16 protein-coding genes are annotated in these 13601 nt (G+C 62.2%); 13 read left to right on the top strand and 3 right to left on the bottom strand.

All coding sequences use genetic code 11. From position 1 onward, the window contains the following. Positions 1-10: 10 nt before the first annotated feature. From cyoE to MJ643_RS21040, 9 genes are all read left to right on the top strand, one after another. The gene (gene cyoE / locus MJ643_RS21080; protein ID WP_013970981.1) at positions 11-898 is read left to right on the top strand and encodes a heme o synthase; all 888 of its coding nucleotides are present in this window, start codon (positions 11-13) and stop codon (positions 896-898) included. Positions 899-1237: 339 nt separating this feature from the next. Continuing rightward, the gene (gene alaC, locus MJ643_RS21075) at positions 1238-2446 is read left to right on the top strand and encodes an alanine transaminase (RefSeq protein ID WP_247727000.1); all 1209 of its coding nucleotides are present in this window, start codon (positions 1238-1240) and stop codon (positions 2444-2446) included. Between the two features lie 132 nt (positions 2447-2578). Next, on the top strand, positions 2579-3706 hold the full coding sequence (locus MJ643_RS21070) for a hypothetical protein (RefSeq protein WP_047594629.1): 1128 nt from the start codon (positions 2579-2581) through the stop codon (positions 3704-3706). Between the two features lie 159 nt (positions 3707-3865). Next, on the top strand, positions 3866-4249 hold the full coding sequence (locus MJ643_RS21065) for a YkgJ family cysteine cluster protein (RefSeq protein WP_003259127.1): 384 nt from the start codon (positions 3866-3868) through the stop codon (positions 4247-4249). Positions 4250-4742: 493 nt separating this feature from the next. After that, the gene (locus MJ643_RS21060) at positions 4743-4889 is read left to right on the top strand and encodes a hypothetical protein (RefSeq protein WP_169774995.1); all 147 of its coding nucleotides are present in this window, start codon (positions 4743-4745) and stop codon (positions 4887-4889) included. Continuing rightward, positions 4886-5137 (top strand): DUF3077 domain-containing protein, encoded by a 252-nt coding sequence (locus MJ643_RS21055; RefSeq protein WP_013970986.1) that lies wholly within the window; start codon positions 4886-4888, stop codon positions 5135-5137. Before MJ643_RS21060 ends, MJ643_RS21055 begins: the two co-directional genes overlap by 4 nt. Before the next feature lie 210 nt (positions 5138-5347). Further along, on the top strand, positions 5348-5911 hold the full coding sequence (locus MJ643_RS21050) for a GNAT family N-acetyltransferase (protein WP_023661246.1): 564 nt from the start codon (positions 5348-5350) through the stop codon (positions 5909-5911). A 12-nt stretch (positions 5912-5923) separates the two neighbouring features. Then, positions 5924-6463, top strand: a complete 540-nt coding sequence (locus tag MJ643_RS21045; protein ID WP_039613833.1) for a hypothetical protein — start codon at positions 5924-5926, stop codon at positions 6461-6463. An 18-nt stretch (positions 6464-6481) separates the two neighbouring features. After that, the gene (locus MJ643_RS21040; protein ID WP_023661248.1) at positions 6482-6868 is read left to right on the top strand and encodes a lysozyme inhibitor LprI family protein; all 387 of its coding nucleotides are present in this window, start codon (positions 6482-6484) and stop codon (positions 6866-6868) included. A 123-nt stretch (positions 6869-6991) separates the two neighbouring features. Here the strand turns inward: MJ643_RS21040 and mnmH are convergent, their stop codons facing one another. Both mnmH and selD read right to left on the bottom strand, forming a co-directional pair. After that, a complete protein-coding gene (mnmH, locus tag MJ643_RS21035) occupies positions 6992-8104 on the bottom strand; it encodes a tRNA 2-selenouridine(34) synthase MnmH (protein WP_013970990.1) in 1113 nt (370 codons plus the stop codon). After that, positions 8104-9138, bottom strand: coding sequence for a selenide, water dikinase SelD (selD, locus tag MJ643_RS21030; protein ID WP_169774994.1), 1035 nt, complete (start codon positions 9136-9138; stop codon positions 8104-8106). Before selD ends, mnmH begins: the two co-directional genes overlap by 1 nt. Before the next feature lie 127 nt (positions 9139-9265). Here selD and MJ643_RS21025 point away from each other — a divergent pair, with 127 nt between their 5' ends. The 4 genes from MJ643_RS21025 to phnE are packed head-to-tail and all read left to right on the top strand — an operon-like array spanning position 9266 to position 12520. Then, the gene (locus MJ643_RS21025; protein WP_013970992.1) at positions 9266-10120 is read left to right on the top strand and encodes a putative selenate ABC transporter substrate-binding protein; all 855 of its coding nucleotides are present in this window, start codon (positions 9266-9268) and stop codon (positions 10118-10120) included. A 20-nt stretch (positions 10121-10140) separates the two neighbouring features. Continuing rightward, positions 10141-10935: a phosphonate ABC transporter ATP-binding protein gene (locus MJ643_RS21020; protein ID WP_013970993.1), complete on the top strand. Its 795-nt coding sequence runs from the start codon at positions 10141-10143 to the stop codon at positions 10933-10935. After that, complete coding sequence (locus tag MJ643_RS21015; protein ID WP_013970994.1) at positions 10929-11756, top strand: ABC transporter permease; 828 nt, start codon at positions 10929-10931, stop codon at positions 11754-11756. Before MJ643_RS21020 ends, MJ643_RS21015 begins: the two co-directional genes overlap by 7 nt. Continuing rightward, the gene (gene phnE, locus MJ643_RS21010; protein WP_013970995.1) at positions 11753-12520 is read left to right on the top strand and encodes a phosphonate ABC transporter, permease protein PhnE; all 768 of its coding nucleotides are present in this window, start codon (positions 11753-11755) and stop codon (positions 12518-12520) included. Before MJ643_RS21015 ends, phnE begins: the two co-directional genes overlap by 4 nt. 130 nt (positions 12521-12650) lie before the next feature. On the opposite strand, the gene MJ643_RS21005 is transcribed toward phnE, so the two are convergent. Then, complete coding sequence (locus MJ643_RS21005; RefSeq protein WP_013970996.1) at positions 12651-13538, bottom strand: bestrophin family ion channel; 888 nt, start codon at positions 13536-13538, stop codon at positions 12651-12653. Between the last annotated feature and the right edge of the window lie 63 nt (positions 13539-13601).

Raw genomic sequence — 13601 nt, 5'->3', positions numbered from 1 at the left:
GTAAGACTGCATGTCCGTTAAGCACTTTATCCAAATCACCAAACCGGGGATCATTTTCGGTAACGTGCTTTCCGTGGCAGGCGGTTTCTTCCTTGCCTCGAAGGGCCATGTGGATTTCGCCCTGTTCCTGGCGGTGGTGATCGGTACTTCGCTGGTGGTTGCGTCCGGATGCGTGTTCAACAACTGCATCGACCGTGACATCGACCACAAGATGGAGCGCACCAAGAACCGCGTCATGGTCCAGGGCGGCATGTCGCTGCCCCTCGCGCTGATCTACGCCACCCTGCTCGGGGTGGCGGGTTTCAGCCTGCTGTATGTCCAGGCCAACCCGCTGTCGGCGTTCTGTGCGCTGATCGGCTTCATCGTCTACGTCGGTTTCTACAGCCTGTGGCTGAAGCGTAAATCGGTGCACGGCACCTTGGTCGGCAGCCTGTCTGGTGCCATGCCTCCGGTGATCGGCTATTGCGCCGTGAGCAACAGCTTCGACCTGGCTGCGTTTACCCTGCTGGTGATGTTCAGCCTGTGGCAGATGCCGCACAGCTTCGCAATCGCGATCTTCCGCTTCAAGGATTACAGCGCTGCCAACATTCCGGTCCTGCCGGTGGCACGTGGCATCCTCGCGGCGAAGAAGCAGATCGTGCTGTACGTGCTGGCTTTCGTGCTCGCAACCCTGATGCTTACCCTCGGCGGTTACGCCGGCCTCGGCTATCTGGCCGTGGCAGCAGCCATGGGCCTGTACTGGCTGTACATGGCCTGGGCTGGCTACAAGGCCGAGGACGACAGCAAGTGGGCACGCAAGGTGTTCGGCTTCTCCATCCTCACCGTCACTGCCCTGAGTGTGATGATGGGTGTGGACAGCCAGACCGCTGCGGACGTGCTGATGACATACGCACGCTGATACTGCTGCCTGTTTCACGAAAAAGCCCGGCCACTGTGCCGGGTTTTTTTTATGGGCGTTTTTCTGTGCCGGCCTCGTTCGCGGGCTCGCCCGCTCCCACAGGTACGGCGCAGGTCTCGGGACAAGTGAGTAATCCTGTGGGAGCGGGCAAACCCGCGAAGAGGCCGGCACAGCAGAATATAAATTTCTTATTTTCAAAAAATACATCTGAAAAGATCTATGAAAACAGGAAATTGTCCTTTACAGGAATGCTGTATCGGCATTATCTTCTGATCCAGGCCGCCATATCGGCCAGCGTCGCTCGGACGGTTCCGGGCGCTTACGTACTCAGAGGAAGCCATGGCCAACCCAGGTTCGCCGCGTCGCTTTGCGCGCATCGATCGTCTCCCCCCTTACGTTTTCAACATCACTGCCGAGCTCAAGATGGCTGCCCGCCGCCGTGGCGAGGACATCATCGACCTGAGCATGGGCAACCCCGATGGCGCTACCCCACCGCACATCGTCGAGAAGCTGGTGCAGGTCGCCCAGCGTGAAGACACCCACGGCTACTCCACCTCCCGCGGCATCCCGCGCCTGCGTAGGGCCATCTCCAACTGGTACAAGGAACGCTGCGAGGTCGACATCGATCCGGAAAGCGAAGCCATCGTCACCATCGGCTCGAAGGAAGGCCTGGCGCACCTGATGCTGGCCACCCTCGACCAGGGCGACACAGTGCTGGTGCCCAACCCCAGCTACCCGATCCATATCTACGGTGCGGTGATCGCCGGTGCCCAGGTGCGTTCGGTACCGCTGGTGCCGGGCGTGGACTTTTTCAACGAACTCGAGCGGGCCATCCGCGAGTCGATCCCCAAACCGAAGATGATGATCCTCGGCTTCCCGTCCAACCCCACCGCTCAGTGCGTGGAGCTGGACTTCTTCGAGCGCGTGGTGGCCCTGGCCAAGCAGTATGGCGTGTTGGTGGTCCATGACCTGGCCTATGCCGACATCGTCTACGATGGCTGGAAGGCCCCGTCGATCATGCAGGTGCCGGGGGCCAAGGACATCGCGGTGGAGTTCTTCACCCTGTCCAAGAGCTACAACATGGCCGGCTGGCGGATCGGCTTCATGGTCGGCAACCCCGAGTTGGTCAGTGCCTTGGCGCGGATCAAGAGCTACCACGACTACGGCACCTTCACCCCGCTGCAGGTGGCTGCCATTGCAGCACTGGAAGGCGACCAGCAGTGCGTACGAGACATTGCCGAGCAGTACCGCCAGCGCCGCAACCTGCTGGTGAAAGGGCTGCACGAGCTGGGCTGGATGGTCGAGAACCCCAAGGCTTCGATGTACGTATGGGCGAAGATCCCGCCGGAGTATGCGCACCTGGGCTCGCTGGAGTTTTCCAAGAAACTGCTGGCCGAAGCCAAGGTTTGTGTGTCGCCGGGGATCGGTTTTGGTGATTATGGTGATGACCATGTGCGTTTTGCCCTGATCGAGAACCAGGATCGTATTCGCCAGGCGATTCGCGGGATCCGGCAGATGTTCCGGGCTGATGGCCTGACTCGTAAGTAAGCCCCCATGTCTACAGGTACGGCACATGCCGCACGGCCTGCGCCGTACCTGTAGGAGCAGCTTTCCTACTGCTCTACAGCTACCCAGATAACTATTTTTCTGCACTCATTTCTCACTTCAGAGACCCGAAAGATGAGTGTCTTCACCGCCTATTTCTGCGGCACCGGCTCCCACCGCTTCGACGATGCCAACCCCAACTTCTGGAATGGTGAGCTGGTCTCGACCCTGGCCAGCAATGACCAGGGCCGCGAGTTCGCTCACTGGATTGCCGTTGACGGCCCCGGCAGCGGCAACCTGCAGGATGACAATCTGTTCGTCGAGCCCGGTGGTTATTTCAACTGGAGCGGCCAGTTGTTCGGCAGCGGCTGGGAAGAGAACGTCAACCATGTGCTGAAGGTGATCAAAGGCGAAAGCAGTTGGCAGCGCACCAAGCTGAGCGAGGAAGAATACGAGCGGCTGAAGGAGGCCGGGGTTCCGATCCCGGATGCCACCTCTACAGCTTCCTGGTTCTGGCGCACCTATGACTACGGCGAACGCCACCCGACGCCACAGGAGCTGCAAGAGCGCATCATCAACCTGTTCCGCAAGCCGCGCTTGCCGACCCAGGTGAACCTGGTGGGTTGGAGCAGGGGAGGGATCAGTTGCCACATGCTGGCCAACGCCATGGCGCAGGACCCTGTATTGCGGGACATACCTGTGAATATCTTCGCCATCGACCCGGTGCCGGGCATCGGTAACCTGCAAAGCCAGCGGGTAACCTTGGCGGGCAATGTCCGCGAGTATGTGGGTTTCTATTCGCGGGACGAGCGATCCAAAGGCTTTGCCTGCGTGATCCCTTCGGTCGAACCGGGTACACGGATATGCATCTACCCGATACCAGGCCGCCACGCCACGCTGGTGGGCAACGCCTCCATCGACGGTGCGAGTGATGGCAAGGTACTGGCGGAGCCGGGATTGATCGTTCGTCATTTTGCCGAGGTCTGCCTGACCCGCTGGGGTGTGCAACTGGACAGGCGCCTGTTCCTGAGCGACGAGCAGTTGATGCGATATCACATGGTCATGGCCGCTGCCGAAGGGCGTTACAAGGCCATGCGTAGCGAGTCGTATACCGTACTTACCGAGGGCGAAGATGACGACCGCTTGGTGTATTGCGGCGAGACCTGCATTCACTTCAGCAAGGTGTGTGGTGATGGCTATGAACCGACCGAGGGCCTTGGCCTGCAGCGCTGGGATGTCAACACCTACAAGGCATTACGCTGACTTGAACGGGCGGCCGGGGAAGTCGTTGGTCGCCCGTGTTCAATTGCCGGATCAGCGGCAAATATTTTTTGCATTCCCCTCTATCCAGCCGCCCCGGCTTGGATTGAAAATGGCGCCGCGGGCCAGCCCCGATAACAACAACCTTCCCTCCGTGCCATCATGTCCGAATACAACCCTTGCCTTGACTGCGGCGCCTGCTGCGGGTACTTCCGTGTGTCCTTTTTCTGGGGCGAATGCCAGTCCGCCGGGGGCCTTGTGCCGGACGACCTGGTGGTACAGATCAACCCCACCCGTGTTGCCATGATCGGCACCGATGCCAAACCCTGCCGCTGCATCAGCCTGCAGGGCGAGATCGGCCAGGAAGTGGCTTGCACCATCTACGCCAACCGTTCCAGCCCCTGCCGCGAGTTCGAGGCGTCGTGGGAGGGTGGGGTGCATAACCCCAGCTGCGACGATGCGCGGGCGGCGTATGGCCTGCCACCACTGACCCCGCCCGGGGCCAACGAACCGCATTGGCCGGATGATGGGGCTGAGGTGGCCTGATCGTATTTCGTTAGCCTGTACCGGCCCTTTCGCGGGTAAACTCGCTCCTACAGGTATCACCGTACCCTGTAGGAGCGGGTTTACCCGCGAAAGGGCCATCAGCTGTAAGAAGATTCTGAACCTGAAACCAAATGCTTCAGGTTGCCAGGGATTAGGAATTATCCTACGGCCTCAGTCGGATGCCGTCTGATAGGCAAGTAGCTACCTCAGAGATAACGTTTCGGCGTCGTCACAATTGGCGATCGGGTGTGAGAAGCCCGGTGTTTCGAGATGGCTTGCCAGTTATGGCAGCCGTGCGCGTGCAGACTTCGGTCTGGCCGGTGCCTCGGACACTGGTCTTCTCACCTCGCGTACGGCTGCCACCTTATCTGTGAGAAGGATGCGAGTGGTTGCCTCTGAAAATATTTCCGAGATGACTATGAAAAAACTTGTACCTGATCCACCCGTTACAGACCTTACTTACCAAGCCGCGAAGTCCCAGGCTACCCAGGTCATGGACATTCTCTCCAACACCATCCTCCAATACCTCGACGCAGAAGCCCCGGACCTGCGTTCCACCCTTCTCGAAAACATGTCGACGCAAACTGCCCTGCTGCACGCCTTGTTAGCCCACATAAAGGCGCAGGAGGCCCAGGCATGAGCGACCACCTCAAATCCCGCACCACCGTAGGTGCGGAGAAATTCCTTGAGCTGTACCGGGTAGAGCCGGGTGTACCGCTTGATCTGGCATTCGATGAATTGTCGGTGCTGATCGGCTGTATCAAGCATTTGAACGAAGAGGCCGAGATGGAGGGCGACAAGATCGCCGGCAGCGCGGCGCGCATCCTCAGTGCCATGGCCAAGGCGCTGATCAATGATATGGAAATGGGCTTGAATCGGGGCGCCTGAACGATTTTTGGGGCCGCTTTGCGGCCCATCGACGCGGTTCGTCGCCACGACAAGCCAGGCTCCCACAGGTATAGTGCAAGGCTCCGGGCCTGTGGTGCACCTGTGGGAGCCTGGCTTGCCGGCGATGGGCTGCGCAGCAGCCCCGGGATGCTTGAACCGATCGCTTGACGTTAAACTGTCATCTCCCCAGCCATGGACAGGAGATCCGGCGTGACCCCACCCCGCAGTTTCCCCAGTGACCTCTGCCTCGACAGCCCGCGTCTGCAATTGCGCCCCATGCGCCATGCCGATGCCGCGCAATGGCTGGCGATCATGGCCGACCCCGAGGTCATGCGCTATTGGCACCATGCACCTTGGCAAGACCTGGCCGAAGCCGAAAGCGCCCTGGCCGCCGACCGCGAAGCCTATGCCAATGGTGACCAGCTCAAGCTTGGCGTGTACCGCCGTGACAACGGCGAACTGATCGGTATGGTCCAGCTGTTCAATATCGACGATGTCTCTCGCCGTGGTGAAATCGGCTACTGCCTGGCCAGCGCGGTGCAGGGCAGGGGTTACATGGACGAAGCACTGACCTGCTTCATCGATTACCTCGCCCACACCCTGCACATGCGCCGCCTGGAAGGCGAGATCGACCCGCGCAACCAAGGTTCGGCACGCACTCTGGAGCGCCAGGGCTTTGTGCTGGAAGGCACATTGCGTGCGCGTTGGTGCGTTGCCGGCGAGTTGTCCGATTCGGGTATTTATGGCCTTCTGCTAGAGCCACCGGTTGCATAGGAAGTAAATCTCTTGCCAGTTTTCTACCTGAGCGCCAGCCTGCTGCTTTACCTGCTCGCACTGTTCTTCGACGGCGCGCTGATGAGTGGTGACCGCCACATGCCGGCCCTGCAGATGCTGTTGTACGGGCCTTGGGGCATGCCCTTCGGGTTGTACCAGTGGTTTGCCAACCCGCTGCTGGCCCTGGCAATCCTTGCCCATCGGCGCTTTCGTCGTCTGGCCTTGCTGGTCGGGCTGGTGGCTGTGTATCTGGCGGCCAGCAGCTTTGGAATTGACCGCCTGCCGGACAATCAGAGCTATGAGTTCCATGACCTGACCGGTTTTGGTGCCGGTTTCTACCTGTGGCTGGCGGCAATGGTGGTGTTTTGCATGGGCCAGGCCTGGCATTGCTGGAGGGCACGCAGCGCCGACGACATGCCGGGCTGGAGCTGGCTGGATGTGGTGTTGATCGCGGCGCTTGGCGTGATGTTTTATGCGGCAACGCAGATGCCGTCGCTGCGCTTCGAGCCGGGCAAGGTGCTGATGCCACCGGAACAGCCGCAGACGCTGTGATGCCCACAAGGAGAGTTTATGACCAAGCATTACCTGACGGGCCTGGCATTGGCCTGTGTGCTGCCGCTGGCCCAGGCGGATGACTACACGCCGGGATACGGGCAGTGCATGGACAAGGCGTCCAGTACCGTTGCCATGAGCGAGTGCATTCGGGCCGAGACGCAGTTGCAGGACCAGCGTTTGAACCGGGTGTACAAGCAATTGATGGGCAAGCTGGATGCCGGGCAGCAGAAGAGCCTGCGTGATGTGCAGCGCAAGTGGCTTGCCTACCGCGATGGCAATTGCGGGTTCCATGTGCAGGCCAGTGGCGGGACCATGGCACAGCTGGAAGGTGGGTCCTGTGTGATGGACATGACCCGCGACCGGGCGGCGGAGCTGGAGCGCGTGCTCAGCCCTGGGCAGTGAGTACTGCCAGTACTGGCCCTATCGCCGGCAAGCCAGCTCCCACAGGGAGCGCATACCCTGTCAGGCAGTGCAATACCTGTGGGAGCTGGCTTGCCGGCGATGGGGCGCGAAGCGGCCCCGTTTTTACTTGCGTGGTTCGCGCAGCGCCCGGGCCTTGAGATACTCGCGCACTTCCACCGCATCCCCGGCAAACTCGATACGCTCTGCTTTCGCTGCACGCTGGTAGGCATACATCGGGTCGTAATACTCGCTCAGCAAGCTTTCGATGAAGACCCGGTGCAACTCTACCGAACCACTGCGCTGCTGCTCGTCCAGCGCCTGGCGCAGGATTTCCGACAGCCGCTGATGGCGCTCGCCGCCGAGGCGCTTTTGAATCCTGCCCATGCTCTGCAGAAGTGTCTCGGCAAATAGCCGCCGGCCATCTTCTTCACCATGCAGGCTGACGAACTCGGCGCTCAGGTCGATCACGTAGTCGCGCAGGATACGCTCCACGCGGTTGGCCAAACTGTCTTCCAGCCACACCAGCGGGTATTGCTGCATGCCCTGGTACAACTCCAGCGGTACGGTGCAGCTGCCCACGATTCGGCCTTCGTCTTCCAGCACGAACTGCTCGATACCCCGGGCGCGTTTTTTCAACACGTCTATGGCCAGCCTGTTCTCGAAGTCGATCTGCGCTGGCTGTGCAGTGGCGCGCTTGCCAAAGCTGGAACCGCGATGGTTGGCGTAGCCCTCCAGGTCCAGCTCGTTGTCCAGTAGGTGCAGCACTTCGGTCTTGCCGGTGCCGGTCAGGCCGCCCACTAGCACGAAATCACATTGCGCGACCGCCTGTTGGGTAGTCTCCAGCAGGAAGTGGCGCATGGCCTTGTAGCCGCCCTCGACGAGGGGGTAGTGGATGCCCTTCTCATCGCGCAGCACTTTCTGGACAAGATGCGAGCGCAGGCCGCCACGGAAGCAGTACAGGTAGCCTTCCGGGTGATCCTCGGCGAACTTTGCCCAGGCCTCCAGACGTGCCTGCTTGATCTCACCGCTGACTAGCTTGTGGCCCAGAACGATGGCTTCAGCCTGGCCCTTCTGCTTGTAGCAGGTGCCGACCTTTTGCCGCTCCTGGTCATTCATCAGTGGCAGGTTGACGGCACCCGGGAAGGCGCCCTTGGCAAATTCGACAGGTGCACGCATGTCCATCATCGGCACGTCGTCGAGGAACAACTGGCGGAAGTCGGTGCAGTCGGGGCGCATCAGATCACCTCGACCGCGTGGCTCTGTCGCTCGACCAGCTTGCCGATCGGCGCCAGTTGCAGGCCCAGTTCGGCGGCCACCGCGAGGAACTCGGCTTCACCCTCCGGGTTAACCGCCACCAGCAGGCCACCGCTGGTCTGCGGGTCGCATAGCAGATGCTTCTGGTCGTCGCTCAGGGTGCCGATCTTGTGGCCATAGCTGTCGAAGTTGCGCAGAGTGCCGCCGGGGATGCAGCCCTCGGCCAGGTAGTGGTCGACGCTGGGCAGGCGCGGGACGGCGGCATAGTCCAAATGAGCGGTAAGGCCACTGCCCTCGGCCAGTTCCACCAGGTGGCCGAGCAGGCCGAAACCGGTGACGTCGGTCATGGCCCTGACCCCGTCAAGCTTGCCGAAGCGGCTGCCGGGCGTGTTGAGGGTGCACATCCAGTCGCGGGCAAGGCCCTGGTCCTGGGTGCGCAGCTTGGCCTTTTTCTCGGCGGTGGTGAGGATGCCGATACCCAGTGGCTTGGTCAGATACAGGCGGCAGCCTGCGCTGGCGGTGTCGTTGCGCTTGAGGTGACGCTTGCTGACCACGCCGGTGACGGCCAGGCCGAAGATCGGCTCGGGGGCGTCGATGGAGTGGCCGCCGGCCAGCGGGATACCGGCTTCGGCGCATACCGCACGGCCGCCGCGGATCACTTCGCGGGCCACTTCTGGTGGCAGCACGTTGACCGGCCAGCCGAGAATGGCAATGGCCATCAGCGGGTCGCCGCCCATGGCGTAGATGTCGCTGATGGCGTTGGTGGCGGCGATACGGCCGAAGTCGTACGGGTCATCGACGATCGGCATGAAGAAGTCGGTGGTCGAAACCACGCCGCGCTCGTCATCCAGCGCGTACACGGCAGCGTCGTCGCGCGAGGCGTTGCCCACCCACAGTTTCGGGTCCAGGGCCTGGGCGCCGCTTTCTGCGAGGATCACATCCAGCACCTTGGGGGATATCTTGCAGCCACAGCCGGCACCATGGCTGTACTGGGTCAGGCGAATCGGCTCGCTCATGTGCACCTCAGGAGGTCAATTTGATGCGCGATTGTAGCAAAGCTGGCCTTTGCGCCTGCGCCTCTTATAATTCCCGTCGTCGGCGTATAGGCCGACATTTCCCCGCTATTGAACCGGAGAACACCCCATGCTCAAACGCCCTCTGGCGCTCGCCGCCGGCCTCGTGCTGTCTTGCTGCGCCGTTGTCGCCCAGGCCGCCGACACTCTGCGGGTCAGCGCCATCCCTGACGAAGCACCGACCGAACTGCAGCGCAAGTTCAAACCGTTGGGCGAGTACCTGGCCAAGCAGTTGGGCATGGAGGTGAAGTTCGTGCCGGTGGCCGATTACCCGGCGGTAGTCGAATCGCTGGCTTCCAACCGCCTGGACCTGGCCTGGCTGGGGGGCTTCACCTTCGTTCAGGTGCACTTGAAGGACCCTGCCGCCACGCCGCTGGTGCAGCGTGAACAGGATGCGCAGTTCACTTCCAAATTCATCACCGCCAACCCTGATGTGAAGAGCCTGGCCGACCTCAAGGGCAAGTCGTTTGCCTTCGGTTCCATCTCATCCACCTCGGGCAGCCTGATGCCGCGTTACTTCATGCTCAAGCAGGACAATATCAAGCCTGAAGACTACTTCGGTCGCGTTGCCTACTCCGGCGCCCACGATGCCACTGTGGCCTGGGTGCAGGCCGGCAAGGTCGATGGCGGCGTGCTCAATGCCAGCGTTTGGCAGAAGCTGGTGGATGCCGGCAAGGTCGATACCGCCAAGGTGAAGGTTTTCGCCACCACCCCGACCTACTTCGACTACAACTGGACCGTGCGCGGCAACATGGACCCGGCGCTGAAAGAGAAGATCAAGAAAGCCTTCCTCGACCTCGACCCGGCCAACCCGGAGCACAAGGCGATCCTCGACCTGCAGGCGGCCAGCCGCTTCATCGAGACCAAACCTGAGAACTACGTGGGCACCGAGCAGGCTGCGCGCGAGGCCGGCCTGCTCAAGTGATATCGACAGTGGCTTCCAATGTGGCGATCCATCTGCACGAGGCCGGGCTGCGCCATGGCCAGGTGCGTGCGCTTGATGCCGTGAGCCTGAGCATCGGCCAGGGCGAGCGCGTCGCCATCATAGGCCCGTCGGGGGCGGGCAAGTCCAGCTTGTTGCACCTGATGGCGACCGCCGTCCAGCCCAGCAGCGGGCGCCTGGAACTGCTCGGCGAGCAGCCATGGGCGTTGTCCTCCAGAGCCCGCCAGCGCCTGCGTGCGCGGGTAGGCCTGGTGCATCAGGCACCGCCCTTGCCGCCGCGCCAGCGGGTGGTGACGGCAGTGCTGGCCGGCCGCCTGGGGCAGTGGGGCATGCTGCGTGGCCTGTTCAACCTGCTGTACCCCTGCGATGTGCCGGGGGCGCGCCAGGTACTGGCCGAGCTGGGGTTGGCCGACAAACTCTTCGTACAGTGCGGGCAATTGTCCGGTGGCCAGTTGCAGCGTGTGGGCATTGCCCGGGCGCTGTACCAGCGGCCGCAGGTCTTGTTGACCGACGAGCCGGTGTCGGCCATGGACCCGGTGCTGGCTGACCACAGTCTGGCCTTGCTCAACCGCCACGCACAGGCCAATGGCGTCACTCTGGTGGCGAGCCTGCATGCCGTGGACCTGGCGCTGGCGCACTTTCCGCGGGTGATTGGTATCCGCGAAGGGCAGGTGGTGTTCGACTGCCCGGCGCAAGCGGTGACCGAGCAGTTGCTGGATGCGTTGTATGCGAATGAACAACTGGCCTCACCACCGAGCCAGGGGCCGACCCTGACCGTGCAGATACCGCGATGTTGAAACTTGATGCCCGCGACCCGGCGCTGTTGCATCGGTTGCTGCTGACCCTGCTGGCTGTGGCGGTGCTGTGGCCTGGCGTGCAGCTGAGCGAATTGAACCCGGCGGTCCTGCTTCAAGCGGAGAATCGCCAGCAGATCGCCAGTTTCACCAGTGCCTTCTGGCCACCAGCACACGATGCCGACTTCCTTTCCCTGCTTTATGAGGCCACCTTGCAGACCCTGGCCGTGGCCACGGCCGGCATGGCGTTGGCGTTGCTGCTGGCGGTCCCTGCCGGGTTGCTGGCCAGCCGAGCCTTGTCGCTGCATGCCGCCTCACATGGCGGTCGCGCCGGGTTGTGGTCGCGTCTGCTACGCCTGCCGGTACGCTGGTTGCTGATTTTCTTGCGCAGTGTGCCGGAAATCGTCTGGGCGTTGCTGTTCGTGCGCGCCGTCGGGCTGGGGCCGACGGCGGGCGTGCTGGCTATCGCCATTACCTACAGCGGTATGCTTGGCAAGGTGTATGCCGAGATCTTCGAATCGGTCGACCAGCGCCCGGCGCATGCCTTGCTGCAGGCGGGTAGTGGCCGCCTGGCTGCGTTTTTCTACGGCATCCTGCCCAGTGCGGTGTCCGAAGTGGTGTCCTACACCGTGTACCGCTGGGAGTGCGCGGTACGCGCCTCAGTGGTGATGGGCTTTGTCGGTGCTGGCGGGCTGGGGCAGCAGATCGACCTGTCGATGCGCATGTTCGCGGGAGCGGAAGTGGCAAGCATGCTGCTGACGTTCCTGGTCCTGGTGATGCTGGCCGACCTGCTCAGCCGCTTCCTGCGCTGGAGGCTTGCATGAACCGGGTCATCAACTGGCTGGTGCTCGGCGCCATCGTGGCTGCAGTGATGGCCTCGTTCGCCTACCTGAAGCTGGACTTGCAGGCGCTGGTCGGCAACGGCGGGCTGGGGCAGATGGGCGAATATGCCGGGCGTTTCCTGCACCCTGACCTGTCTGCCGGGCATCTGCGCGCGGTAGCGCATGGGGCGCTGGAAACCTTGGCCATGTCCGGCCTGGGCACCTTGTTGGCCATGCTGCTGGGCATGCTGTTGGCGCTGCCGGCCGCTGGCCGGTTCGGTTGGCCGCTGCAGGCCTGTGCGCGGTTGTTGCTGAATGCCCTGCGGGCCATCCCGGAACTGGTGTGGGCCGCGCTGACGGTACTGGCGGCCGGGCTTGGGCCGAATGCTGGCACCCTGGCCTTGGCGCTGCATACCGCTGGCGTGCTGGGGCGGCTGTTTGCCGAGGCGCTGGAGAACGCACCGCCGGAGCCCGCAGCTGCCATCCGCTTGCAGGGCGGTAGCCAGGTGGCGGCATTCTGCTTTGGCACCTTGCCCAATCTGTGGCCGCAGTTGCTGGCTTATAGCTTGTATCGGTGGGAAAACAACATCCGCATGGCGAGCGTGCTGGGATTTGTCGGGGCTGGCGGGTTGGGGCAGATGCTGTACACAACCTTGAGTTTGTTCCAGGAGGCCCAGGCCAGCACGGTGATCATGGGGATGCTGGTGCTGGTGTTACTGGTGGATGCGTTGAGTGATGTGTTGCGCCAGCGCTATGTGCGGGCCTGACAGATAGCCGGGGCCGCGTTGCGGCCCTATCGCCGGCAAGCCAGCTCCCACAGATACGGTGCAAGGTCACAGGATTCCACGGCCCCTGTGGGAGATGGCTTGCCGCCGATAGGGCAGTTGAGGTCTGGCACTAAGCCAACTCCCCACACTGCGCCTCCCGCTGCATCGACTCCAGATTCCGCTCGATCGTCTCGCAAATGCTGTCCATCTGGATCTGATGCTCACTGAACCTGAACGGGCTCTGCAAATCCGTCCCGATCCGCTCGATGGCCAGCAGCATGAAGCCCACCACCGTCGATGCTAGCGGCGTGAACCAGCCCAGCGACTCCACCAGCCCCACCGGTACGATCAGGCAGAACAGGGTGATGAACAGCCGCGGAAAGTACACGTAAGGGTAGGGCAGTGGCGTATTGGCGATCCGTTCCATGCCACCTTGGGCATTGGACAGGTCCACCAGCGTCGATTCCAGCCTTGCCAGGCGAATGCTGTCCAGCCGCCCGGCCTGGTACTCCCGCGCCAGCAACGCCGCCGAACCACTCAGAATGTCGTTGGCGAAATTGTTCGAGCGGTTGCGCCGCTCGAATTCCGCTGGCGGAATGAACGCCATCAGTTCATCCGGGCAGCGCTCGCCCTTCAGGTGCGCCGCCAGGCAGTTTACATAGGCGATATGCCGACGCAGCAGGGTAGCCTTGACCGGGTTCAGGCCATCATCCGGGTCATCGATCAGCGTCAGCGCCTGCCGCGCGAAACTGCGTGAACTGTTCACCAACGCCCCCCACAATGTGCGAGCTTCCCACCAGCGGTTGTAGGCGCTGCTGTTGCGAAAGCTCACCAGCACCACCAGCGCCGAGCCAAGCAAGGTCAGCGGGATCAACGGCAGGGTGAACTTGCTGTTGAAGAACAGCATGAAATCGATGGTGACCAGCACATCCCAGATCAGCAGCCAGAACAGCGACCAGCCGATATAGCCGATGGTCTTCACCGCCAGGCGGTACTTGCGGACAATGATGTCTTTCACGCGGGCTACCTCGAAAATTGGCAGATGCAGGATCCGACGTCGAGGTAGGGCGAAGGTTCTGTG

The organism is Pseudomonas sp. PNPG3, from assembly GCF_023093815.1.
GTDB classification, from domain to species: domain Bacteria; phylum Pseudomonadota; class Gammaproteobacteria; order Pseudomonadales; family Pseudomonadaceae; genus Aquipseudomonas; species Aquipseudomonas asiatica.
The sequence above is the reverse complement of the archived record's forward strand: the minus strand, read 5'-3'. Positions and strand labels throughout refer to the sequence as shown.